Origin of the sequence: Caulobacter sp. CCNWLW153 (assembly GCF_036889365.1) — a bacterium.
GTDB classification, from domain to species: Bacteria; Pseudomonadota; Alphaproteobacteria; order Caulobacterales; family Caulobacteraceae; genus Caulobacter; species Caulobacter radicis.
This window is the reverse complement of sequence record NZ_JBAKFV010000012.1, coordinates 183,198-203,964: the sequence shown is the minus strand read 5'-3', so window position 1 is coordinate 203,964 and position 20,767 is coordinate 183,198. Positions and strand designations below refer to the sequence as shown.

The following is a 20,767-nucleotide window of genomic DNA, read 5'->3' as shown; positions in this document are numbered from 1 at the left end:
AGTCTTTGAATTGGGGCGGCAAGACGCCGGAAAAATCGGAGGCGAGGCTCTTAGAGCGCGTCGGCGGCGAGGAAAAGGCCGTTTGTGACGGTCTGGCGACGCGCTCGATACGAAAAGGCCGCCGCGACAGGGTCGCGGCGGCCGTTCTCTTAGCAGGTTGGAAGCTGTTACGCCTCGACCATGTTCTTGGCGATGGCCGCCTCGCGCATGGACTTCTGCAGCTTCTCGAAGGCGCGGACCTCGATCTGGCGCACGCGCTCGCGGCTGACGCCGTACTGGGCGGCCAGGTCTTCGAGCGTGGTCGGGTCGTCCTTCAGGCGACGTTCCGTAAGAATGTGCCGCTCGCGGTCGGTCAGCTCGACCATGGCCTCCTCCAGGAGGGTCATGCGCAGCGACTTTTCCTCGTTCTCGGCGACGATGGTCTCTTGCGAAACCTGGTCGTCGTCGGCCAGCCAGTCCTGCCACTCGCTTTCGCCGTCGGCGCGCAGCGGCGCGTTCAGCGAGGCGTCGGGGCCCGACAGGCGGCGGTTCATCGAGATGACCTCGCTGTCCAGCACGCCCAGCTTGGTGGCGATGGCGCTGACCTGTTCGGGGCGCAGGTCGCCGTCCTCGAAGGCGCTGATCTGGCTCTTGGCCTTGCGCAGGTTGAAGAACAGCTTCTTCTGCGCGGCGGTCGTGCCCATCTTCACCAGCGACCACGAGCGCAGGATGTATTCCTGGATCGAGGCGCGGATCCACCACATGGCGTAGGTGGCCAGGCGGAAGCCCTTCTCGGGCTCGAACTTCTTGACCGCCTGCATCAGGCCGACATTGCCTTCGGAGATCACTTCACCGATCGGCAGGCCGTAGCCGCGATAGCCCATGGCGATCTTGGCCACGAGGCGCAGGTGGCTGGTGACCATCTTGTGCGCGGCGTCGCTGTCCTGATGCTCTTTCCAGCGCTGGGCGAGCATGAACTCCTCGTCCTTCGCCAGCATCGGGAACTTGCGGATTTCGGTCAGGTAGCGCGACAGGCCGCCGTCCGGCGACATCACCGACAAGGAATTCACAGCCATGAGTTCAACATCCCCTGGACTGGGCGCCAACCTGGCGTCCGGAGCCCACTTTCGAATGGGTGAGATAGGTACGGGTTGCGGCGAAGGTAAGAGCGATAACGCATTTGTAATGTCCGACACCCTGGCTCAGGTATTGGACATTTCGATGGCGGAATGAACGTTCATTCTCAAAAAAATGAACGATCATTCTCAAAATTGCAAGAGGGTCTGGATGGACCCCTCTCCCCTTGTGGGAGAGGGGGGCCTGCGAAGCAGGTCCGGTGAGGGGGCTCTCAAAGGCAAAACGCCGCGAAAGCCGATAAGCTGCCGCGGCGTTCTCGTGGGTGCGCCCCTAATCCGTCGGCTTCGCCGCCACCTTCTCCCGCAAGGGGAGAAGGGAGACCTCACCCCGCCGGCGCGTCCAGCTCGGCCCGCACGCCGGGGCTGTTGTCGTGATAGGCCAGGGTTCCGGCCAGCTGCCGGACCATGGCGTCCATCATCTTGCTGCCGAAGCCGACGCGGGGCCCCTGCTTGCCGCCGCCTTGGTCGGCGACCGAGATGCGCACCCGGCCGCCCTGTTCGGTGAGGCCGATGTCGACCCGGCCGGGCCGGCCGCCATAGGCGTACTTCACCGCATTGATCACCAGTTCGGTGACGACCAGGCCGATGGTCACGGCCTTGTCGGTCGAGACGGTGGCGGGGGCGGCGTCGACGCGGATCATCCGCGCCCATTCCTGGCCCAGGGACTCCACCAGTTCCTCGGCCAGTTCCACCAGGTAGCGGTCGAGCGACACGGTCTCCAGCTGGTCGCCGCGATACAGTCGGCGGTGCACCAGGCCCACGGCGGTGAGGCGGCGGCTGGCTTCCTCCAGCGGCGCGCGGGCGGCCGGATCCTCGATGGCCTTCATCTGGATGGTCAGGAAGCCGGCGGCCAGGGCGAGGCTGTTCTGCACCCGGTGGTTCACCTCTCGGAGCAGGAAGTCCTTCTGCCGCAGCAGGTCGTCCTTGTCGTCGAGGGTGGCGCGCAGCTGGCTGTTCAGTTCGGCCGTGCGGCGGGCGCGGCGCAGGTCCAGGAGGTCCTGGCGCAGGCGCAGGGCGGCCTCGGTCTGGGAGCTGCTCCACGGACGCGAGCGGCCGCGCACGGTCTCGGTCCAGGCGTCGAACGAGGCGCGCGGGGTCAGGGCCCCGTCGCCGCCGGCCGCCTTGGCGGTGCGGTAGGGATCGCCGGCCCAGCGCACGACCTCGACTTCCTCGGCGCGGGTCCACAGTACGGCCAGCAGCGGCGAGCGCTCGATCACCACGCCCATCAGGCCCGAGGCCCAGCTCTTGAAGGCGCTGGCGCCGGGGAAGGCGCTCTCGCTGCGATCGGTGGCGATCACCCCGCCGGCGTCGACGTCCAGCAGCCAGTCGCGCAGCATGGCCAGGGCCGTGTGCGGCGGGGTCTTGCCAGCGGTCTCGATGCGGTCGTCGCGGAACACCGCCACGCCGTCGGCCTCGCCCAGGGCGACCAGGTCGGCGGCGTGTTCCTCCAGCGCCTGGTCGCCGACGTCGGACTGGGCCAGGACGGCGGCCAGGTCGTCGCCCAGGGCGCGCAGCCGCAGCTTCTCGCGCCAGGTCTCGGCCTCCTCCTTGGCCTTGATCTGGCGGGCCAGGCCCCCGGCCAGGGCGCGGCAGGCGGCGCGGATCTCGTAGGGCAGCAGGCGCGGAGTGTCATGGTGGCAGGCCACCAGGCCCCACAGGCGGCCGTCCTTGACGATCGACACCGAGGCCGACGCGGCCACGCCCATGTTGCGCATGTACTGCATGTGCACCGGCGAGACGCTGCGCAGGGCAAGATCGCTCATATCGAGCGGGCCTTCCGGCGCGGGCTCCAGCGGGGCGGGCGCATAGGCGCAGTCGGGGATCACCCGCACCAGGTTGCGCACATAGAGGGCGCGGGCCTGCCGGGGGATGTCCGAGCCGGGGAAGCGGTGGTTGAGGAAGCTCTTGAGGTGATGGGCGCGGTCCTCGCCGACGACCTCGCCGGCGTCGTCGTCGCCGAAGCGGTAGATCATCACCCGGTCGAAGCCGGTCAGGCGGCGGAACTCCAGCGCGGCGCGGTCATACAGCGTCTTCAGGCCCGGGCAGCGCTCGAAGGCGGCGGCCGCCGCCTCCAGGTGGGCCAGGATCTGCGAGCCGGCCATGGGTCTTTCGAGGCCCGGCTCGATCTCCAGCAGGACGAGGTCGCCCTGCACCGTGGCGCTGAGGTCGAGGTTGCGGCCGCCACGATGCAGCACGCCGATGAAGCCGCCGGCCGGGCGGGAATTGGAGATGGCGGCCGCCTGGGCGGCCAGTTCGTCGCCGACCAGGGCGCCCATCGACCGGCCGAGCCAGGCGTCGACCCCAAGCAGCCCGGCGACGTCGCCGGCGGCCATGCGCACGGTCAGGCTGTCACGGTCGAGAGCCAGCAGCACGCCATGCGGCTGGATCGCGCCGGGAATGTGGATGGGTTCGCGGTCGCAGGCCTGTATCTGTTCGGGTGTCGGCGCCGCGGTCATGCCGTGGGAAGGTCCGATACAGTGACGTGCGAAAGGGGAACTGTGGTCACGGCGGCGGCTCCATGCGGCCTAGGCCGGTGCTGAACAGTACGCGTCATTGAACAGGCTCACCGTCGTCTTGTCGACATTTCGCATGCCGGGACGCGAACGGGGCTTGTCTGCATCTTTCGCGGGCGTCAGGGTCGGCGCCGACTTCGGGGAGCTTCCAGATGACTGGCTTTCTCTTGCGCGCGCTGTTCGCGGGTCTTGGCCTGTGGCTGGCCTCGCGCATCGTGCCCGGCATCCATGCCGCGGGCTGGCAGTCGATCGCCATCGCCGCCCTGCTGCTGGGTCTGGTGAACGCGGTGGTGCGCCCGGTCGTGGTGCTGCTGACCTTGCCGATCACCCTGCTGACGCTGGGCCTGTTCCTGCTGGTGGTGAACGCGGCCATGCTGGGCCTGGTCGCCTACATCCTGCCGGGGCTGGCGGTCAGCGGCTTCTGGGCCGGGATCTTCGGGACGATCGTGATCGGCGTCGTCAGCTGGTTCGGCCACCTGCTGCTGGGCGAAGGTTCCGAGCGCGACTAGCTGGCGGCGACCTCGATGCGCACGCGGACGCGGCCGTCTTCGCCCCGCACAGCCTGACCCTTGCCGGCGCGGCGGGCGGCGACCTTTTCCTTCATGCCCTCGGGCCAGCGCGACACCTGGGCCAGGCGCACCTTGCGCGGCACCCGGGCGGCGGCCTTCAACGGCAGTTCGTCGGCGCTGGCGAAGGTCTTGTCCAGGAAGTGGGCGGGATTGAGCGGCCGGCCCTTGCGGCTGATCTCGAAATGCAGGTGCGAACCGGTCGAGCGGCCGCTGTCGCCAACGACGGCGATCGGCGTGCCGCGCTTCACATAGATGCCCTTCTTCATGCCGAGGTTGCGGCCCAGGTGGGCATAGAGCGTGGAGAAGCCGTCCTTGTGCCGGACCTCGACGAAGCGGCCATAGCCGGCATCGGTCCCGGTGCGCGCGACGATCCCGTCGGCGGCGACCTTCACCGCCGTGCCGGAGGGGGCGGCGATATCGACGCCCTCGTGCAGGCGGCCGCCTTCCTCCCAGGGCAACTGGCGCAGGCCGAAGGGCGAGGCGATCTCGCGGCCGGGCAGGGGCGCGTCGAAGGCGTAGGCGGGCGTAGGCGGCGGGGCCGGCTGCGGCGTCGCGGGCGCTGCGGCCGCCGGCTCGGCGATCGGCGCCGGCGCGATCAGGTCGGCCAGGGCGCGGGCGGCCGGCACGGACGCGGCGGCGAGCGCCACGGCGAAGCCGAGCGTCAGCGCCATGGCGTAGTTGCGAGCGGACGGGGCCGGGGTGTCTGGCGCCAAGGAGCGGAACCTCGTGGGTCGGTCGGAGGCCAGGGGCGCTCCACGGCGCGGCCCGGGCGTTTGAAGTTGAAGCCTGCCGGTCGGCAGGCTGCGCGACCGGCGTCGTCCTTACAGACTTGGCCTTTCGCGATCGTGAACGCGGCTCTTTGCCAGACCGATCGGGCGGAAAGGCGGCAGCTGCGCTGTGGCGTCGCCGAGGGCTCGGTTTTGCGATGTCGTGAATTTGTCAAACATTACGTGAATTTTAGAATATTAAATGCAAGCAATACTATGAATATGGAGTCATGAACGACACTTAACGGGACTCTTCAAGTATCGTTCAGTACACCTTTGTTCATGGAGGCGCGGCGGACGCGCCCGGGAACAGAGGGAAGACCCAGATGCGCAAGTTCATGATCAGCCTCACCACGATCGCGACCCTGACCCTGGCGGCGGTGCCGCTGATCGGCATCACCCAGGCCGCCCACGCCGGCGAGCGCCAGGTGACCGTGCGGGTCGGCGACCTGAACCTGGCCGACCCGGCCGACGCCGCCGAGTTCAACGCCCGCGCCACCGACGCGACCAAGCGCTTCTGCCGCGCCCGCGCCATGAAGGAACGCCTGGACCTGCTGTCGCGCCGCGCCTGCTCGCTCGAGGTCCGCGCCGAGATCAACGACAAGCTCTCGGTCAAGCAACGCAAGGCCCTGGCTTCGGCCGGCCGCGTGACGCCGGTGGCGGTGGCGGCTTTCTGAAGCGCCATCCATGCCGATCGATCCGCCGCGGAGGCCCCGGTGAAAACCGGGGCCTTTGCTTTTGGATCCTCTCCCTGTGGGAGAGGTGTCGGCAAAGCCGACGGAGAGGGGAGCGGCTGAAGAGGTTCAGCGTCCTGGAAGCTGAAAACGGCCCCCTCCGGGCCTTTGGCCCACCTCCCCCAGAGGGAGAGGATCGAAACGAAAAAAGCCCCGGCCTTGCGACCGGGGCTTTCGTTCGTCGGGAACGTGGCGGGCTCAGAGGCCCTTGACGATGCCTTCGACCATCTTCTTGGCGTCGGCGAACAGCATCATGGTGTTGTCCTTGAAGAACAGCTCGTTCTCCACGCCGGCATAGCCCGAGGACATGCCGCGCTTGACGAAGAGCACGGTGCGGGCCTTCTCGACGTCCAGGATCGGCATGCCGAAGATGGCGCTGGTCGGGTCGGTCTTGGCCGCCGGGTTGGTGACGTCGTTGGCGCCGATCACGAAGGCGACGTCCGCCGTCGAGAACTCGCTGTTGATGTCCTCCAGCTCGAACACCTCGTCGTAGGGGACGTTCGCCTCGGCCAGCAGCACGTTCATGTGGCCCGGCATGCGGCCGGCGACGGGGTGGATGGCGTATTTCACCTCGACGCCTTCCTCCTTCAGCTTGTCGGCCATTTCGCGCAGGGCGTGCTGGGCCTGGGAGACGGCCATGCCGTAGCCCGGGACGATGATCACCTTGCTGGCGTTCTTCATGATGAAGGCCGCATCGTCGGCGCTGCCCTGCTTGACGGGGCGCGTCTCGACCTTGCCGCCCGCGCCGGCCGCCGCGGCGTCGGCGCCGAAGCCGCCCAGGATCACCGAGACGAACGAGCGGTTCATGCCCTTGCACATGATGTAGGACAGGATCGCGCCCGACGAGCCGACCAGGGCGCCGGTGATGATCAGGGTGGTGTTCTCCAGCGTGAAGCCCAGCGCCGCCGCCGCCCAGCCCGAATAGCTGTTGAGCATCGACACCACGACCGGCATGTCGGCGCCGCCGATCGGGATGATCAGGGTGACGCCGATCAGCAGGGAGAGGGCGAAGATGCCCCAGAAGGCCCACTTGGCCTGGCCGCCCGTGACCACCAGCACCACGATCAGGGCGATGATGGCGGCCGCGATCACGATGTTCAGCAGGTGGCGGGCCGGCAGCAGGATCGGCGCGCCGCCCATGTTGCCGTTCAGCTTGGCGAAGGCGATGACCGAGCCGGTGAAGGTGATGGCGCCGATGGCCAGGCCCAGCGACAGCTCGATCAGGCTGTTGAGGTGGATATGTCCGTCCTCGCCGACGATGCCGTAGGCGGCGGGCGTGTAGATGGCGGCCACGGCCACGAGGCATGCGGCCATGCCGACCAGCGAGTGGAAGGCGGCCACGAGCTGCGGCATCGAGGTCATAGGCACCTTGCGGGCGATGACCGCGCCCACGCCGCCGCCGACGGCGACACCGCCGACGATCAGGCCCAGGGTCACGGCGTCCAGCGCGCCCTGGCTCCACAGCGTGGCCAGGGTGGTGACCACGGCGATGGCCATGCCGACCATGCCGTAGGTGTTGCCCTTGCGGCTGGTCTCGGGGCTGGACAGCCCCCGCAGGGCCAGGATGAACAGCACCCCCGAGACGAGATAGAGGATGGCGGCGAGATTGGCGTTCATGTCAGGCCTTGCCCCCTGAGAGCGTTATTATGGTTTGCGGCCGCGCCGCGTTGTTGTCGGTCATCGGGCGAGTCCGGCGTCGGCGTCGTCGCCGCGCCGGAGCGCCTTGAAGAAGCGGAAGGTCGTCGCGGCCGAGGTGAGCAGCACGGCCACCGTAGCCAGGCGCCAGAGGTCGGACTGTTCGCCTTCGCGGGCGTTCCAGGCCTGGGCGGCGATCCCGGCGAGATAGAGCAGAGAAACCACCATCTCGCCGCAACGCTGGATGAAGGGGCTCTTGCCGCTGGCCCAGAGGGCGAACAGCAGGAAGAAGAACCCCAGTCCGAAGGCGGCGCCCATGAGCGCCGCCGTCAGCAGCGGCGAGGCCTCGCTCACTTGGCTTTGTCCTTCTTCTTGTACATGGCCAGCATCCGCTGGGTGACGAGGAAGCCGCCGAAGATGTTGACCGCCGCGAAGGCCGCGGCGATCGCGCCGGCCCCCTTGGAGATCCACACCGAGCCGGCGGCGGCTTCACCCGACGCGCCATGCGCGGCGGCGGCCAGCAGCGCGCCGACGATGATCACCGACGAGATGGCGTTGGTCACGGCCATCAGCGGGGTGTGCAGCGCGGGCGTCACGCTCCAGACCACGTAGTAGCCGACGAAGATGGCGAGCACGAAGATCGCCAGGCGGAACACGGTGGGGTCGACGGCTTCCATGGGAGCCTCCCTTTCTATGCCGGTTAGGCGGTCTTCAGGTTCGGATGGACGATCTCGCCGCCCTTGGTGACGACGGCCGCCTGCAGGATCTCGTCCTCGAAGTTGGGCGCGAAGGCGCCTTCCTTGTTCAGGAACAGGGACGACAGCGCGAACAGGTTGCGGGCGTAGAGCGCGCTGGCGTCGGCGGCGATGCGGCCGGGCAGGTTGGCGTGGCCGAGGATCTTGGCGCCGTTGGCGGTGACCACGGTCTCGTTGAGCTTGGCGCCCTCGACGTTGCCGCCCTGCTCGATCGCCAGGTCCACCAGGATCGAGCCGGCCTTCATCGACGCCACCTGGGCGGCGCTGACCAGCCTGGGCGCGGGGCGGCCCGGGATCAGGGCGGTGGTGATGACGATGTCCTGCTTGGCGATGTGGCTCGAGACCAGTTCGGCCTGCTTGGCCTGGTACTCGGCCGACATCTCCTTGGCGTAGCCGCCGGCGGTCTGGGCGTTCTTGAACTCCTCGTCCTCGACGGCCAGGAACTTGGCGCCCAGGCTCTCGACCTGCTCCTTGGTGGCGGGACGCACGTCGGTGGCGGTCACCACGGCGCCCAGGCGGCGGGCCGTGGCGATGGCCTGCAGGCCGGCCACGCCCACGCCCATGATGAACACCTTGGCCGCGGCGACGGTGCCGGCGGCGGTCATCATCATCGGCAGGGCCTTGCCGTAGGCCTCGGCGCCTTCGATCACGGCGCGATAGCCGGCGAGGTTGGCCTGGCTGGACAGCATGTCCATCACCTGGGCCCGCGTGATGCGCGGGATGAACTCCATGGCGATGGCGCTGGCGCCGGCCTTGGCCAAGGCGTTCAGCGTGTCCTTGTCCTGGTAGGGATTGAGGGCGGCGGCGACGATCGCGCCGCTCTTCAGGGCCGCGATCTCGGCGGTTTCGGGCGCGCGGACCTTGAACAGGACGTCGGCGTCCTTGATCGCGTCCTTGGCGGTCTTGGCGAGCTTCGCCCCGGCCGCCTCGTAGTCGGCGTCGAGGTAGGAGGCGGCGGTTCCGGCGCCGGCCTCGACCACCACCGAGAAGCCGGCGGCGGTCAGTTTCTTGACGGTCTCGGGCGTCGCGGCGACCCGCGTTTCGTTGGCGCGGGTCTCTTTCGTGACGGCGATGACGGCCATCGGCATACCTCCCCCGTGAGCGTTGTTCGCTCCCCGAGCCTGCGCGTTTGGCGCGGGCTCAAGATCCTAAAGTTGGAGCGGCGTTCGACGAAAAGCTAACACTTTCGCCGAACGCCGCTCCAGCAGCTTGAGCCGCTCTTTAGGGGAGGTTCTTGCCCTTTGTCGAGGATTGTCCACGCATCGGGCGCAAAAAATTGCCGATGTCTACCGGTGTCAGTGTGCCGGCGCGGCTTTTTCTCGAAGGAACACAATGCCCAGCGCGCTCATCACGACGGCCACGCCGGCCGCGGCGATGAAGCCGGCCGGGGTGCAGAACAGCAGGGTGAAGAAGGTGATCAGCACGGCGATGACGAGCGAGCCCCACTTGGTCATCTTGCCGAAGGCGTCATAGGTGGCGGCCTGTTCGTGGATGTCCATTTCACCGCGGTGGTAGTCGGACGCTTGGTTGCCCATCGGCGGGGGTCTCCTGGATTTTTCCCTGATCAACGGTATAGCAACCCCGGCGCGGGGCTCAAGTCGGGGCGTCGCCATGCCGCAACGCGGGGCGATCGCCTTCAGGCCAGCAGCCCCCGCGCGCGGGCGGCCACGCTCGCCGCGTCCAGCCGCGACAGGTCATCGGTCGCCAGGGTGTGCAGATGGCGTGAATAGTCCAGCAGCGGATCGGGCCCGAACAGGCCCAGGGTCGTCGTCCCCACCGCGGCCGAGAGGTTCATTGGTCCGGAATTGTTGCCGATGAAGAGGTCCGCTCGGGCCATCAGCGCCGAACCGACGTCGAACTTGAGGTCGCAGACATTGAGTTCGGCGACGCCGTTGGGCGAGCCCGCCGCCAGCAGGGCGTCGACCCGGGCCTTGTCCTCGAAGCCGCCCAGCCAGAAGCGCGTGCCGCCCTTGTCGGCGAGCATGGCGCTGAGGGCGGCGAAACCATCCAGCGGCCACATGCGGCGCGTCTCGCTGGCGCCGACGCCATAGACGATCCACGGCCGGGGCAGGGCGCCGAAGCGGGCGTCCACCGTTTCCAGCGCCGTTCGGGTGGGGTTCAGGGCCGGTTCGCGGCTGGTCACGACCAGGCCGTGGGCCGCCTCGAAGGCGGCCAGCTTGTCGATCCGATGGGCCGGGCGCATGGACTTGGGCAGGTAGGGTCCGTGGGTCAGCCAGCGCTGCTGGACGTGGCCCATGCCAAAGCCCCGGCGCTCTGGCACGCCGGCCAGGGCCGCGCCGATGGCGGGGCGGTCGATCTTCTCGAGGATCCACACCGCCCGCGGCCGGCGGGCGCGGCAGAGGGCATGGAAATCGCGGATCTCCTGCGGGTTCTTCCAGGTCCCCGAGCGGTATTCCAGATAGTCGATGGCCGTCACGCAGGTCTCGGCGCCCAGAAGGTCGCGGGCGCGGCTCGACGGGCGGGCGGCCAGCAGCACGGTCTTTTCCGGCGTTTGGGCGGCGATGGCGCGCAGGGTGGGCAGGTGCCAGGTCAGGTCGCCCACGCCCCGGTCGGGCATGTAGACCATGACGAGGCCGCGGCCCGCCTCGGCGGGAACGGCGGGATCCAGGGTCATGCCCAGGCGGCCAGCAGTCCGCGGAGCCCGGCGACGAAGGCCAGGGGCTGGTCGAGCATCACATGGTGGTCGGCGTCGGGAATGGGCAAGCGCAGCACGTCCTTGGGCATTTGGGCGATCATATAGTCCAAGGTTTCGGCGTGCATAAGCCCGGACCGCTCGCCCCACATCAGCGCGGCGGGGCAGGCGATCTCGCTCAGAAGCTGGCCGAGGTCGGGCATCGAGAACCGCTGCCAGATGGCCGGGTCGAACTTCCAGGTCCAGCCGCCCTCGACCTGTTTCAGCGAGCGGCGGGCGATGTGATCGGCGATGTAGAGGTTCTCGCAGGGCTGCGGCGGCGCCAGGCGAAAGCGCGTCAGGGCCTCTTCCAGGTTCGGATAGACCTTGGTCCCGAAGCCCGAGCGCGGCGGCGGGCCCCGCCAGCGCTTCTCCGGCGGCTGGATCGAGGTGTCGACCAGGATCGCCCCGCGCAGGCGCTCGGGATGGCGGGCGGCGCAGAACAGGGTGGGAAAGCCGCCGAACGAGTGGCCGACGAAGATCGGCTTATGCCCGCCGGCCTCCAGCCCCGCGGCCTCGACGGCGGCGAAGGCCTCGGCCGCGAAGGTGTCGGCGCTGTAGGCCTCGCGCCAGCCGCTGCCGCCCATGCCCGCCCACGATATGGCGGCCACCCGCCAGTCCTTGGCGAAGGACGGGGCGATGAAGCTCCACCAGTCGGCATGGGCCCCGTTCCCGTGCAGGAACAGCAGGCCGGGCTTGCCGACCTGGCCCCAGGTCAGGAGCTCGATGGGCGTCCCCTCGACCTCGATGGTCGAGCGCTCGGGCTCGATCGCGATCGCGGCCTCGAACCAGGCGGGCGCGGGCGGGGGCTCGCCGTTGAACGGGCCGAGCAGGGAGGCTGTCAGGGTCTGGTCGTCGGCCATGCTCAGGCCTCCTCGCGGAAGGCGATCTCGCCGGGGCGCGGCTTGCGGGGGCTGAGCGCCTTGAAGATGCCCGTGCCGGTCATCAGGGTTCGTTCGCCGGTCCAGATGCGGCCGCGCACGGTGAAGACAAGGTCCTCCTCGGCCAGGAGCTCGCCCTGGCCCTCGACGAACTCGCCCAGCTGCGCGCTGGAGAGAAAGTCGGTCATCAGCCGCACCGTGACCCACGAATAGGACTTCTGCAGCGAGATGATCCGGCCCCAGGCCATGTCGGCGAAGCTCATCAGCATGCCGCCGTGGCAGGCGCCCAGGCCGTTGGTGTGATGCTCCTCGACCCGGAAGCCGAGCGTGGCCTCGCCGGGGCCGTCATGGCGCTCGTACAGCGGCCCGATCTGTCGACCAAAGCCCCGCGTCCAGTTCAGCTGGGCGTAGCCGGGCGGGATGGCGGCGCTCTGGGCCTCGGTCAGGTCGTCGGACATGGGTGAAGTCTAACGGCCGTTTGAATGAGTGGGCAAGACCCCCTCCCCGTGGGGGAGCTGTCGCGGAGCGACTGAGGGGGCTCTACGCCCTCACCTCGCCGAACTTCCCGGCCTGGTAGTCCTGGATCGCCTGGATGATCTCTTCCCGCGTCGTCATCACGAACGGCCCGTGCGAGACGACCGGCTCGCGGATCGGGTCGGCGTGGCCCAGCAGCAGCACCGCGCCGTCGGCCGACGCCAGGTCCAGTCCTTCGCCGTCGGTCAGTTCCACCAGGTTGAAGGCGCTGGCCGTCTTGTCGCCGATCGCGATCGAGCCGCGCACCACATAGAGGAACACCGCTCGTCCGGCCGGGATCGGCAGCGACAGCCTTGCGCCGACCGCCAGTCGAACGACGCTCATCGCCACGCCGGTCAGTGACGCGATCGGGCCTGTCACGCCGTCCACCTCGCCCGAGATCAGCTCGATGGTCGCGCCGTCCTTCTCGACCTTGGGAATGTCGGGCGCCTGCAGGCCGACATAGCGCGGCGCGGTCATCTTCAGGCGGCTGGGCAGGTTGACCCACAGCTGCAGGATTTCCAGCGGCCCGCCGCTCTTCTTGAAGGCCTCGGGCGACAGTTCGGCGTGGACGAGGCCGCTGCCGGCCGTCATCCACTGCACGCCGCCCGCGTCGATGACGCTCTCGTGGCCGCCGCTGTCGAGGTGCGACAGCTGGCCCTCGAGGATGAAGGTCACGGTCTCGAAGCCGCGGTGCGGGTGCGGACCGAACGGCAGGCCATGGTTGCCGGGGCGGTAGGTCTGCGGGCCGTGGTGGTTGAGGAACAGGAACGGATCCAGCTGGCCGATCGCCGGGCCGGGCAGGGGGCGGCGGGTGGTCAGGTCGCCGATGTCGTCGCGATAGGCGCCGTGCAGGCGGGCGATGGTGCGGGTCATGGAAAGTTCCTTACTCCTCCCCCGAGAAACGGGGGAGGGGGACCACGAAGTGGTGGAGGGGGCGAGACTGGGCGTGGCGGCGGCGGGGGGGGGGGGCCCCCCCCCCCCCCGCGCCCCCCCCCCCCCCCCCCCCCCGCCCCCCCCCCCCCCGGGCCCGCCCCCCCCCCCCCCCCCCCCCCCCCCCCCCCGAGACTGGGCGTGGCGGCGGCGGTGGCCCCCTCCGTCACGTCGCCGGTGGCGCCGCGCCACCTCCCCCGTTTTACGGGGGAGGAGAAAGGCCAGCCGCCCCGAGCACCGCTGCCTGCCGCTGCGCAAGCGCCTCCTCCGAGAAGCCCTCCAGCGAGGCCTCGAACAGGGCGCGCCAGTTGTGGCGGGCGCCCAGGTGCAGGAAGGCCGCGCCCAGGCCGATGGCGGCGCGGTCCATGAACACGAACTCGCGCGGGATGACGATGCCGCCCACCGACTTCAGGGCCTGGCGCACCTTGAAGGCCTCGCGGCGGCCGTACTCGCCGGGCGGCACGTCGTCGGCCACGGTGCGCACGCGGTCGTCGAGCAGCGGGCCGTAGATGAACCGGGCCCAGACGTTCAGCACGTCGACCAGTTCGTCGGTCAGGTTGGAGAAGCCCCAGCTGCGATAAGCCTCGACCTGGCCCGGGCGGTCGTCCTCGGACAGCGCTCGATAGAGCCGCACGACCCCGCCCACGAAGCGCGGCGGGAACACCCGGATGCAGCCGAAGTCGAGCAGGTTGAGATGCGCCGCGCCTTCACCGCCGAAGGTGTAGTTGCCCAGGTGCGGGTCGCCGTGGATGACGCCGATGTGGGTCATGGGACCCCACCAGGCCTCGAAAAGCAGGGCGGCGATGCGGTCGCGGGTCTCCTGCGGGGCGGTCTTGAAGGCCATGAGCCCCTGGCCGTCGAGCCAGGTCATGGAAAGCAGGCGTTTCGTGGAAAGCTCGCGGACCGGCTGCGGCGTGCGGATGTCGTCGCGGCCGACGAAGAAGCCGCCATAGACCGCCATCATCCGGGCCTCGCGGTCGTAGTCCAGCTCCTCGCGCAGGCGGTCGCCGACCTCTTCGATCATCTGCGTGGGGTCGATCGAGCCGTCCATCCTCTTGAACAGGCCGACCAGGGCGCGCAGCTGGCCAAGGTCGCTTTCGACGGCGCTCTGCATGTCGGGATACTGGAGCTTCACCGCCAGCTCGCGGCCGTCAGGCGCGATGGCGCGGTGCACCTGGCCCAGCGAGGCGGCCGCGGCGGCTTCGTGCTCGAAGCTCTGGAACTTGCTGGCCCAGTCGGCGCCCAGCTCGGCCGCCATCCGCCGCCGCACGAACGGCCAGCCCATGGCTGGCGCGTTGGTCTGAAGCTCGGCCAGCTCCTTGGCGAACTCCGGCGGCAGCAGGTCGGGCACCGTGGCGAACATCTGGGCCGCCTTCATCAGCGGCCCCTTGAGATTGCCCAGCGCCGCCTTCAGCGCCCTGGCGTTGCGGGCGTCCGCGTCGTCGCCGGCGAAGACGCGGTTGGCGCCGTAGCTGACGGCGGCGCCCGACAGGCCCGCGCCGACCTTGGCGAAGCGGGCCAGGCGGCCCGAGAGGCGGTCGCGTTCGGGGTCAGACATGATGTCTCCTTCTCCCCTTGCGGGAGAAGGTGTCGCGAAGCGACGGATGAGGGGTCGATGGGCCTGTCGGTTCGCGCGCAGCGGCGCCGGCGGCGCGACCCCTCATCCGACCGCCTACGGCGGCCACCTTCTCCCGCAAGGGGAGAAGGAAGCAGCTTTGCTTGCTCACACCAACGCCTCGAACTCGTCCACCAGCCGCTCCAGCTGCCGGCAGCCGGCCGCCCAGAAGGCCTTGTCGCGCGGATTGAGGCCGAAGGGCTTCAGCGCCTCGACATAGGTGCGGGTGCCGCCGGCGGCGAGCAGCTCCTCGTAGAGCGGCGCGAAGCTTTCCGGATCCTCGCGGCGCTTCTCCATCAGGCCGCGCACCAGGAGGTCGCCGAACGCGTAGGCGTAGACGTAGAACGGCGCGTGCACGAAGTGGCTGACATAGGCCCAGTAGTGCTCGTAGCCCTCGTTGAGCACGACGGCGGGGCCCAGGCTCTCGGCCATGGTCTCCATCCACAGCGCGCCGATCTGGTCGGGCGACAGCTCGCCGTCCTGGCGAGCGGCGTGGAACCTGCGCTCGAAGCGGTGGAAGGCGATCTGGCGGACCACGGTGTTGAGGCCGTCCTCGATCTTGCCGGCCAGGAGCCCCTTGCGGTCCGCCGGAGTGGCTTCGGCCAGCAGGCGGTCGAACACCAAGCCCTCGCCGAAGATCGAGGCGGTCTCGGCCAGGGTCAGGGGCGTGTCGGCCAGCAGAGTGCCCAGCGGCGCGCACAGGGTCTGGTGCACCGCGTGGCCCAGCTCGTGGGCCAGGGTCAGCACGTCGCGCCGCTCGCCCATGTAGTTCATGAAGACGTAGGGGTGGCGGTCGGCCGTCACCGGGTGCGAATAGGCGCCCGACTGCTTGCCGGCGCGCGGGCGGGCGTCGATCCAGGGCTGGGCGAAGAAGGTTTCCGCCGTATCGGCGAACTTCGGGGCCAGGGCCTGGAAGCTTTCCAGCACCACCTCCTTGGCCTCGCCCCAGCCGTAGGTGCGCGGTTGGGCCGCGTCGAGCGGGGCGTTGCGGTCCCAGTAGTCCAGGGTCTTGCGGCCCATGGCCTTGGCTTTGAGCGCGTAATAGCGGTGCGACAGGCGCGGATAGGCCTCGACCACGGCCGCTTCCAGGGCGTCGACGGCGTCGGCGTCGACCTCGTTGGCCAGGTGGCGCGAGTGGGCCGGATCGTCGTAGCGCCGCCAGCGGTCCTCGACCTGCTTCTCGAAGGCCAGGGTGTTCATCACCAGGCCTTGCGTCGCGGCGCGCTCCGAAAGGGCCTGGGCCAGGCCGTCGGCGGCGGCCTTGCGGCGGCGCACGTCGGGATCCGACAGACGGTTCAGCGCCTCGGGCAGGGTCAGGGCTTCCTTGCCGACCTTCGCGCTCAGTTTGGCCAGGGTCTCGTCATAGAGCCGCACCCAGTTGGCCACGGCCGGGCCGCGATCGACGATGTAGCGCTCCAGCTCGGCCGACAGCTCGTGCGGGCGCGACAGGCGCAGGCGGCGCAGCCACGGCGTCCAGCGGCGGGTCGGCTCGTGCGCCTCCAGCGCCGCGTTCAGCTCGGCGTCCTCCAGCTGGTTCAGCTCCAGCGAGAAGAACAGGCTCTCGGCGGCGATCTGCGAGGAGCGGGCGCGCAGGTCGGCCTCGAACTTGGCCCAGGCCGGGTCGTCGCGGGCGGTCGAGGCGGCCAGGCCGGCATACGCGCCCACGCCCCACAGGCCGTTGACGGCCTCCTCGTAGAGCCGAATGCCGCGATCGAGCAGCTTGCCCAGGCGCGCCGGCTCGCCGCGCGCTTCCAGGAACATGCCCTCCAGCGAGGCCAGTTCGTCGTTGGCGGCCTTGGCGGCGGCCAGGTCGGTTTCGATCTTGGGGTCCTCGCGGCCGGCGTAGAGGTCGGCGAGGTTCCACTCGGGGAGGGCGTCGGGCTTGAAGGGCGCGTTCATGACGGGAATGGATATGGCGTCTGGAGGGCGGGAGGCAATCGGGGGCGGCGGGTTTCTCCGCTCAAGTCTCGAACGCGGCGATGATCGGACAGGGTCCATGATCGTCGGCGCCGCAAGCGTGGAGCAGGCGCGACAGGCCCGCGCGGGCGGCCTGCAACTCCTCGATCTTGCGGTCGAGGTCGGTGATGCGCTCGCGGGCCAGCTGCCGCGCCCGCACCCGGTCCTCGCCGGCGTCGAGCGCCAGCAGCTCGCCGATCTGCTCGAGGGTGAAGCCGGCGGCCTGGGCTGAGCGGATGAAGCGCAGGCGCCGCACCGCCTCGTCGCCATAGCGCCGCACGCCGCCGGACAGGCCGGAACCCTCGCCGCGCTCGGGCGTCTCCAGAAGACCCCGGCGCTGGTAGTAGCGCACCGTTTCCACGCCCACGCCGCCGGCCCGGGCCAGGCCCGCGATCGTCGTCGCGCCGTTTGTCGTCGCCATCGCTTGACTCCGTACCATGGTACGGAATCCATATGAGCCCGGTCCCGCTCGCGTACAAGGAGACCGCCGTGACGTCCGTTGCTTCCGCCGCCCCCAAGAAGGCCGTCCTCTACCGCATGGTGATGGACAAGCACGTCTGTCCGTACGGGCTGAAGGCCAGGCATCTGCTGCGGTCCAGGGGCTACGAGGTGGAGGACCATCACCTGACCACGCGCGAGGCGACCGACGCCTTCAAGGCGCAGCATGGCGTCAAGACGACGCCGCAGGTCTTCGTCGGCGGCGAGCGGATCGGCGGGTTCGACGACCTGCGCCGCTGGTTCGGCGCCAAGCCCCGCGACCCCAAGGCCAAGACCTACACGCCGGTGATCGCCCTCTTCGCCATGACCGCCCTGATGGCCCTGGCGGCGACCTACGCCGTGGACGGGACGCCCTTCACGGGCCGGGCGGTCGAGTGGTTCATCAGCTTTTCCATGGTGGTGCTGGCCATCCAGAAGCTGCGCGACGTCGAGAGCTTCTCGTCGATGTTTTTGGGCTACGACCTGCTGGCCAAGCGCTGGGTTCCGTACGGCTACGTCTATCCGTTCGCGGAAGGCTTGGCGGGCGTGCTGATGACGGCCGGGGCGCTGACCTGGTTCTCCGCGCCGCTGGCCCTGGTGATCGGCGGCATCGGCGCGGTGTCGGTGTTCAAGGCCGTCTATATCGACAAGCGCGACCTGAAATGCGCCTGCGTCGGCGGCGACAGCAACGTGCCGCTGGGCTTCATCTCGCTGACCGAGAACGTGATGATGGTGGCGATGGCGGTTTGGATGCTGGTTGGGCACTAAGCCAAGCTCCTCCCCCGCTTGCGGGGGAGGGGGACCGCGAAGCGGTGGAGGGGGCGAGACTGGGCTCGGCGCTCTGTCCCTCGCCCCCCTCCGTCACGCTGCGTGTCCGCAGCGCGCCACCTCCCCCGCTAAAGCGAGGGAGGAGCAGGGAGCAGTCGGCGAAGCCGACGGAGAGCGAAGGGGCGGCCGGCCTCGGCGGAAGCTGAAAACGTCCCCCCTCCGGCCCTCCGGGCCACCTTCCCCAGAGGGGGAGGATCTTTAGTGAACCCCCAGCGCCTCCGGCGTCACCGTCACGATATCGGCGTCGCCCAGGGTCACCGCCGCCAGCTGGCCCGGGACCTGGGCCAAGACGCTTTCGGCATAGACCCGCAGCAGCTGGCCGCGCAGCGCTTCGGCTTCCGGGGCCAGGGCGCCCTTGGCCAGCATCCAGCCGCCGACCGTGTCGCCCAGCAGCTTCAGATAGGCCGTGGCGCCCGACAGGGCGTCGGGCATGGCGCGGGCGCGGCGCTCGACCAGCCAGGCGGTGGCCGAGGCGGCGGCGTTCAGGGCGGCTTCCAGGCGACCGGCGACCGGGGTCAGCGAAGCGTCGGCGGCCTTCAGGGCCTCGATGGTGTCGCGGATGTCGTCCATCAGGTCGGCCACGGCCTGGCCGTCGGCCAAGCCCAGCTTGCGGCCGATCAGGTCGATGGCCTGGATGCCGTTGGTGCCCTCGTAGATCGGGGTGATGCGAGCGTCGCGATAGTGTTGGGCCGCGCCCGTTTCCTCGATGAAGCCCATGCCGCCGTGGATCTGCACGCCCAGCGAGGCGACCTCGACGCCCACGTCGGTCGACCAGGCCTTGGCGATCGGGGTCAAGAGCTCCTCGCGCAGCTTGGCGGCCGCGCGGGTCTCCTCGTCGGCGGCCGCGTGGGCCAGGTCGGCGGCGACGGCGGTCGACAGGCAGATGCCGCGCGCGGCCTCGATCTTGGCCTTCATCAGAAGGAGCGTGCGGCGCACGTCCGGATGGTCGAACAGGCGCGAGGGATAGGCGCCCGTCCAGGCCGAGCGGCCTTGCACGCGTTCCAGGCTGAAGTTCAGGGCCTGCTGGTAGGCGCGCTCGGCGATGGCGACGCCCTGGGCACCGACCTGCAGGCGGGCGGCGTTCATCATCGTGAACATGTGCGCCACACCCTGGTGCAGCTTGCCGACCAGCTCGGCCTTGGCGCCTTCGAACAGCATCACGCAGGTGGGCGAGCCGTGGATGCCCAGCTTGTGCTCCAGCCCGCCGACGCGCACGTCGTTGGCCGCGCCCGGCTTGCCGTCGTCGTCGACCAGCACCTTGGAGGCCAGGAACAGCGAGATCCCCTTCACGCCGGGAGGGGCGTCGGGGGTGCGGGCCAGCACCAGGTGGACGATGTTGTCCGTCGCGTCGTGGTCGCCCCAGGTGATGAAGATCTTCTGGCCCGACAGGGTGTAGCCGCCCTGGCCGTCGGGGGTGGCCATGGTTGTCAGGGCCGCCAGGTCAGAGCCGGCCTGCGGCTCGGTCAGGTTCATGGTGCCGGTCCATTCGCCCGAGACCAGCTTGGGCAGGAACACGCTCTTGTGGCGCTCGGTCCCGTGCAGGGCCAGGGCCTCGATGGCGCCCAGGCTCAGCATCGGGCACAGGCCGAAGGCCATGTTGGCCGCCTGCACCATCTCCAGCGTGGCGATCTCCAGCGCTTTCGGAAGACCTTGGCCGCCGTGATCGGGCGAAGCGGCCAGGCTGGTCCAGCCGGCCTCGGCGAAGGCCTTGTAGGCGTCGGCGAAGCCCGGGGCGCTGCGCACCACGCCGTTTTCCAGCTTGGCGCCGACGAGGTCGCCCTGGCGGTTGATCGGGGCCAGCACTTCCGAGGCGAACACGCCCGAGGCCTCCAGCACGGCGTCGACCGTGTCGGCGTCGGCCTCGGGATAGGCGTCGGCCAGGCGGCCGAAGTCGGCCACATGGCGCAGGGCGAAGGCGAGGTCGCGGACGGGGGCGCGGAAAGTCATGCGGGGGCCGATCTGTTCAAGCGTCGGGTTGGGGTATGTGATCCCTGTTTAGATCGCGCGGCCAATCGCGCCAAGGACCGCCTGTCGATCACGGCTTCGTGAGGAGACGCCCCTTCAACTGGACGGTGAAGTTCCTAAGTCGGGGTAATCAGCAACCGTCACTATGACAGTTTTGTCAGTTTGGAGATCTGAGACCATGGCTCGCCCCTTCGCCTACGCCATTCTGGCCGGCGCCCTTCTCGCCGCTCCCCTCGCGGCCCCGGTCGCCGCCCTGGCGCAACCGGCGACGGATCCCGCCGCCGCTCCGGCCGGGACCTGGGCCCTGGACAAGCGCCACGCCAGCCTCACCCTGCGCGTGAAGCACTTCGGCACCTCGAACTACACCTTCCGCCTGTCGGGCCTGGACGGCTCGTACGCCTACGACCCGGCCAAGCCGCTGGATTCCAAGGTGTCGATCACGGTCGACCCGAAGTCGGTCGACACCGGCCTGCCGAATTTCAACAAGGAAATCTCGGACGATCCGAAGTTCTTCGACTCGGCCAAGTACCCGACCATCACCTTCGTCTCGACCAAGATCGAGCAGACCTCGGCGGGCAAGGGCAAGCTGACCGGCGACCTGACCTTCCGCGGCGTGACCAAGCCGGTGACCCTGGACGTCACCTATAACGGCTTCGCCAAGACCCCGTTCGGCTCGCAGATCATGGGCTTCTCGGCCACGGGCAAGATCAAGCGTTCGGAGTTCGGCTTCACCCACCTGGTGCCGATGGTTTCGGACGACGTCGACCTGGCGATCGAAGCCGAATTCAATCCGAAGAAGTAAGATCCTGAACTAAGGGA

20 protein-coding genes and 1 pseudogene are annotated in these 20,767 nt (G+C 69.3%); 5 read left to right on the top strand and 16 right to left on the bottom strand.

Features of this window, described 5'->3' with window-relative positions; translation table 11 throughout:
- Positions 1-167: 167 nt before the first annotated feature.
- Together rpoH and V6S85_RS18845 are read right to left on the bottom strand one after the other, a co-directional pair.
- A complete protein-coding gene (gene rpoH, locus V6S85_RS18850; protein ID WP_058349909.1) occupies positions 168-1,055 on the bottom strand; it encodes an RNA polymerase sigma factor RpoH in 888 nt (295 codons plus the stop codon).
- 383 nt (positions 1,056-1,438) lie between these two features.
- Positions 1,439-3,571, bottom strand: a complete 2,133-nt coding sequence (locus V6S85_RS18845) for a histidine kinase dimerization/phosphoacceptor domain -containing protein (protein ID WP_116566662.1) — start codon at positions 3,569-3,571, stop codon at positions 1,439-1,441.
- Positions 3,572-3,780: 209 nt separating this feature from the next.
- Here V6S85_RS18845 and V6S85_RS18840 point away from each other — a divergent pair, with 209 nt between their 5' ends.
- Positions 3,781-4,137 (top strand): phage holin family protein, encoded by a 357-nt coding sequence (locus V6S85_RS18840; RefSeq protein WP_334349893.1) that lies wholly within the window; start codon positions 3,781-3,783, stop codon positions 4,135-4,137.
- Here the strand turns inward: V6S85_RS18840 and V6S85_RS18835 are convergent.
- Complete coding sequence (locus V6S85_RS18835) at positions 4,134-4,910, bottom strand: M23 family metallopeptidase (RefSeq protein ID WP_334349892.1); 777 nt, start codon at positions 4,908-4,910, stop codon at positions 4,134-4,136. The two genes, V6S85_RS18840 and V6S85_RS18835, sit on opposite strands and share 4 nt — an antisense overlap.
- 380 nt (positions 4,911-5,290) lie before the next feature.
- Between V6S85_RS18835 and V6S85_RS18830 the strand changes: the two genes are divergently transcribed.
- Positions 5,291-5,641, top strand: coding sequence for a UrcA family protein (locus V6S85_RS18830; RefSeq protein ID WP_116569020.1), 351 nt, complete (start codon positions 5,291-5,293; stop codon positions 5,639-5,641).
- A gap of 255 nt (positions 5,642-5,896) precedes the next feature.
- On the opposite strand, the gene V6S85_RS18825 is transcribed toward V6S85_RS18830, so the two are convergent.
- The 12 genes from V6S85_RS18825 to V6S85_RS18770 all read right to left on the bottom strand — a co-directional run bounded on the left by V6S85_RS18825 (position 5,897) and on the right by V6S85_RS18770 (position 17,099).
- Complete coding sequence (locus tag V6S85_RS18825) at positions 5,897-7,315, bottom strand: NAD(P)(+) transhydrogenase (Re/Si-specific) subunit beta (protein ID WP_116569021.1); 1,419 nt, start codon at positions 7,313-7,315, stop codon at positions 5,897-5,899.
- Between the two features lie 60 nt (positions 7,316-7,375).
- Positions 7,376-7,687 carry a hypothetical protein gene (locus V6S85_RS18820; protein WP_116569022.1) on the bottom strand — a complete coding sequence of 104 codons (312 nt, stop codon included), beginning with the start codon at positions 7,685-7,687 and terminating at the stop codon, positions 7,376-7,378.
- Positions 7,684-8,010: a proton-translocating transhydrogenase family protein gene (locus V6S85_RS18815; RefSeq protein ID WP_116569023.1), complete on the bottom strand. Its 327-nt coding sequence runs from the start codon at positions 8,008-8,010 to the stop codon at positions 7,684-7,686. The genes V6S85_RS18820 and V6S85_RS18815 overlap by 4 nt, the downstream gene beginning before the upstream one ends.
- Positions 8,011-8,033: 23 nt before the next feature.
- Positions 8,034-9,176 (bottom strand): Re/Si-specific NAD(P)(+) transhydrogenase subunit alpha, encoded by a 1,143-nt coding sequence (locus V6S85_RS18810; RefSeq protein ID WP_334349891.1) that lies wholly within the window; start codon positions 9,174-9,176, stop codon positions 8,034-8,036.
- Positions 9,177-9,383: 207 nt separating this feature from the next.
- On the bottom strand, positions 9,384-9,623 hold the full coding sequence (locus tag V6S85_RS18805) for an aa3-type cytochrome c oxidase subunit IV (RefSeq protein WP_334349890.1): 240 nt from the start codon (positions 9,621-9,623) through the stop codon (positions 9,384-9,386).
- Positions 9,624-9,724: 101 nt separating this feature from the next.
- Positions 9,725-10,723, bottom strand: coding sequence for a glycosyltransferase family 9 protein (locus V6S85_RS18800; protein WP_334349889.1), 999 nt, complete (start codon positions 10,721-10,723; stop codon positions 9,725-9,727).
- A complete protein-coding gene (locus V6S85_RS18795; protein ID WP_334349888.1) occupies positions 10,720-11,643 on the bottom strand; it encodes an alpha/beta fold hydrolase in 924 nt (307 codons plus the stop codon). Before V6S85_RS18795 ends, V6S85_RS18800 begins: the two co-directional genes overlap by 4 nt.
- A gap of 2 nt (positions 11,644-11,645) precedes the next feature.
- On the bottom strand, positions 11,646-12,119 hold the full coding sequence (locus V6S85_RS18790) for a PaaI family thioesterase (protein WP_116569028.1): 474 nt from the start codon (positions 12,117-12,119) through the stop codon (positions 11,646-11,648).
- A gap of 82 nt (positions 12,120-12,201) precedes the next feature.
- The gene (locus V6S85_RS18785) at positions 12,202-13,050 is read right to left on the bottom strand and encodes a pirin family protein (protein ID WP_116569029.1); all 849 of its coding nucleotides are present in this window, start codon (positions 13,048-13,050) and stop codon (positions 12,202-12,204) included.
- Positions 13,051-13,309: 259 nt separating this feature from the next.
- Complete coding sequence (locus V6S85_RS18780; RefSeq protein WP_334349887.1) at positions 13,310-14,665, bottom strand: ABC1 kinase family protein; 1,356 nt, start codon at positions 14,663-14,665, stop codon at positions 13,310-13,312.
- A 165-nt stretch (positions 14,666-14,830) separates the two neighbouring features.
- Entirely contained in the window at positions 14,831-16,621 is a 1,791-nt protein-coding gene (locus V6S85_RS18775; protein ID WP_334349886.1) for a M3 family oligoendopeptidase, read from the bottom strand.
- Positions 16,622-16,682: 61 nt separating this feature from the next.
- Complete coding sequence (locus V6S85_RS18770; protein ID WP_116487433.1) at positions 16,683-17,099, bottom strand: MerR family transcriptional regulator; 417 nt, start codon at positions 17,097-17,099, stop codon at positions 16,683-16,685.
- A 68-nt stretch (positions 17,100-17,167) separates the two neighbouring features.
- Between V6S85_RS18770 and V6S85_RS18765 the strand changes: the two genes are divergently transcribed.
- Together V6S85_RS18765 and V6S85_RS18760 are read left to right on the top strand one after the other, a co-directional pair.
- The gene (locus V6S85_RS18765; RefSeq protein ID WP_243410617.1) at positions 17,168-17,923 is read left to right on the top strand and encodes a glutaredoxin; all 756 of its coding nucleotides are present in this window, start codon (positions 17,168-17,170) and stop codon (positions 17,921-17,923) included.
- A pseudogene (locus V6S85_RS18760) lies at positions 17,902-18,055 on the top strand (hypothetical protein). The gene V6S85_RS18765 and the pseudogene V6S85_RS18760 overlap by 22 nt, the downstream one beginning before the upstream one ends.
- A 126-nt stretch (positions 18,056-18,181) precedes the next feature.
- Here V6S85_RS18760 and V6S85_RS18755 read toward each other — a convergent pair.
- Positions 18,182-19,930 (bottom strand): acyl-CoA dehydrogenase, encoded by a 1,749-nt coding sequence (locus V6S85_RS18755; RefSeq protein ID WP_334349885.1) that lies wholly within the window; start codon positions 19,928-19,930, stop codon positions 18,182-18,184.
- Positions 19,931-20,126: 196 nt separating this feature from the next.
- On the opposite strand from V6S85_RS18755, the gene V6S85_RS18750 reads away from it, so the two are divergent.
- Entirely contained in the window at positions 20,127-20,750 is a 624-nt protein-coding gene (locus tag V6S85_RS18750; protein ID WP_116569034.1) for a YceI family protein, read from the top strand.
- Positions 20,751-20,767: the final 17 nt, after the last annotated feature.

Excerpts from the sequence above, each read along its gene's own strand:
- V6S85_RS18770 (WP_116487433.1), bottom strand. The coding sequence starts at position 17,099 with ATGGCGACGACAAACGGCGCGACGACGATCGCGGGCCTGGCCCGGGCC.
- V6S85_RS18790 (WP_116569028.1), bottom strand. The coding sequence starts at position 12,119 with ATGTCCGACGACCTGACCGAGGCCCAGAGCGCCGCCATCCCGCCCGGC.
- V6S85_RS18845 (WP_116566662.1), bottom strand. The coding sequence starts at position 3,571 with ATGACCGCGGCGCCGACACCCGAACAGATACAGGCCTGCGACCGCGAA.
- V6S85_RS18775 (WP_334349886.1), bottom strand. The coding sequence starts at position 16,621 with ATGAACGCGCCCTTCAAGCCCGACGCCCTCCCCGAGTGGAACCTCGCC.
- V6S85_RS18825 (WP_116569021.1), bottom strand. The coding sequence starts at position 7,315 with ATGAACGCCAATCTCGCCGCCATCCTCTATCTCGTCTCGGGGGTGCTG.
- V6S85_RS18755 (WP_334349885.1), bottom strand. The coding sequence starts at position 19,930 with ATGACTTTCCGCGCCCCCGTCCGCGACCTCGCCTTCGCCCTGCGCCAT.
- V6S85_RS18810 (WP_334349891.1), bottom strand. The coding sequence starts at position 9,176 with ATGCCGATGGCCGTCATCGCCGTCACGAAAGAGACCCGCGCCAACGAA.
- V6S85_RS18785 (WP_116569029.1), bottom strand. The coding sequence starts at position 13,050 with ATGACCCGCACCATCGCCCGCCTGCACGGCGCCTATCGCGACGACATC.
- V6S85_RS18800 (WP_334349889.1), bottom strand. The coding sequence starts at position 10,723 with ATGACCCTGGATCCCGCCGTTCCCGCCGAGGCGGGCCGCGGCCTCGTC.
- V6S85_RS18830 (WP_116569020.1), top strand. The coding sequence starts at position 5,291 with ATGCGCAAGTTCATGATCAGCCTCACCACGATCGCGACCCTGACCCTG.
- V6S85_RS18815 (WP_116569023.1), bottom strand. The coding sequence starts at position 8,010 with ATGGAAGCCGTCGACCCCACCGTGTTCCGCCTGGCGATCTTCGTGCTC.
- V6S85_RS18780 (WP_334349887.1), bottom strand. The coding sequence starts at position 14,665 with ATGTCTGACCCCGAACGCGACCGCCTCTCGGGCCGCCTGGCCCGCTTC.
- V6S85_RS18805 (WP_334349890.1), bottom strand. The coding sequence starts at position 9,623 with ATGGGCAACCAAGCGTCCGACTACCACCGCGGTGAAATGGACATCCAC.
- V6S85_RS18795 (WP_334349888.1), bottom strand. The coding sequence starts at position 11,643 with ATGGCCGACGACCAGACCCTGACAGCCTCCCTGCTCGGCCCGTTCAAC.
- V6S85_RS18840 (WP_334349893.1), top strand. The coding sequence starts at position 3,781 with ATGACTGGCTTTCTCTTGCGCGCGCTGTTCGCGGGTCTTGGCCTGTGG.
- V6S85_RS18750 (WP_116569034.1), top strand. The coding sequence starts at position 20,127 with ATGGCTCGCCCCTTCGCCTACGCCATTCTGGCCGGCGCCCTTCTCGCC.
- rpoH (WP_058349909.1), bottom strand. The coding sequence starts at position 1,055 with ATGGCTGTGAATTCCTTGTCGGTGATGTCGCCGGACGGCGGCCTGTCG.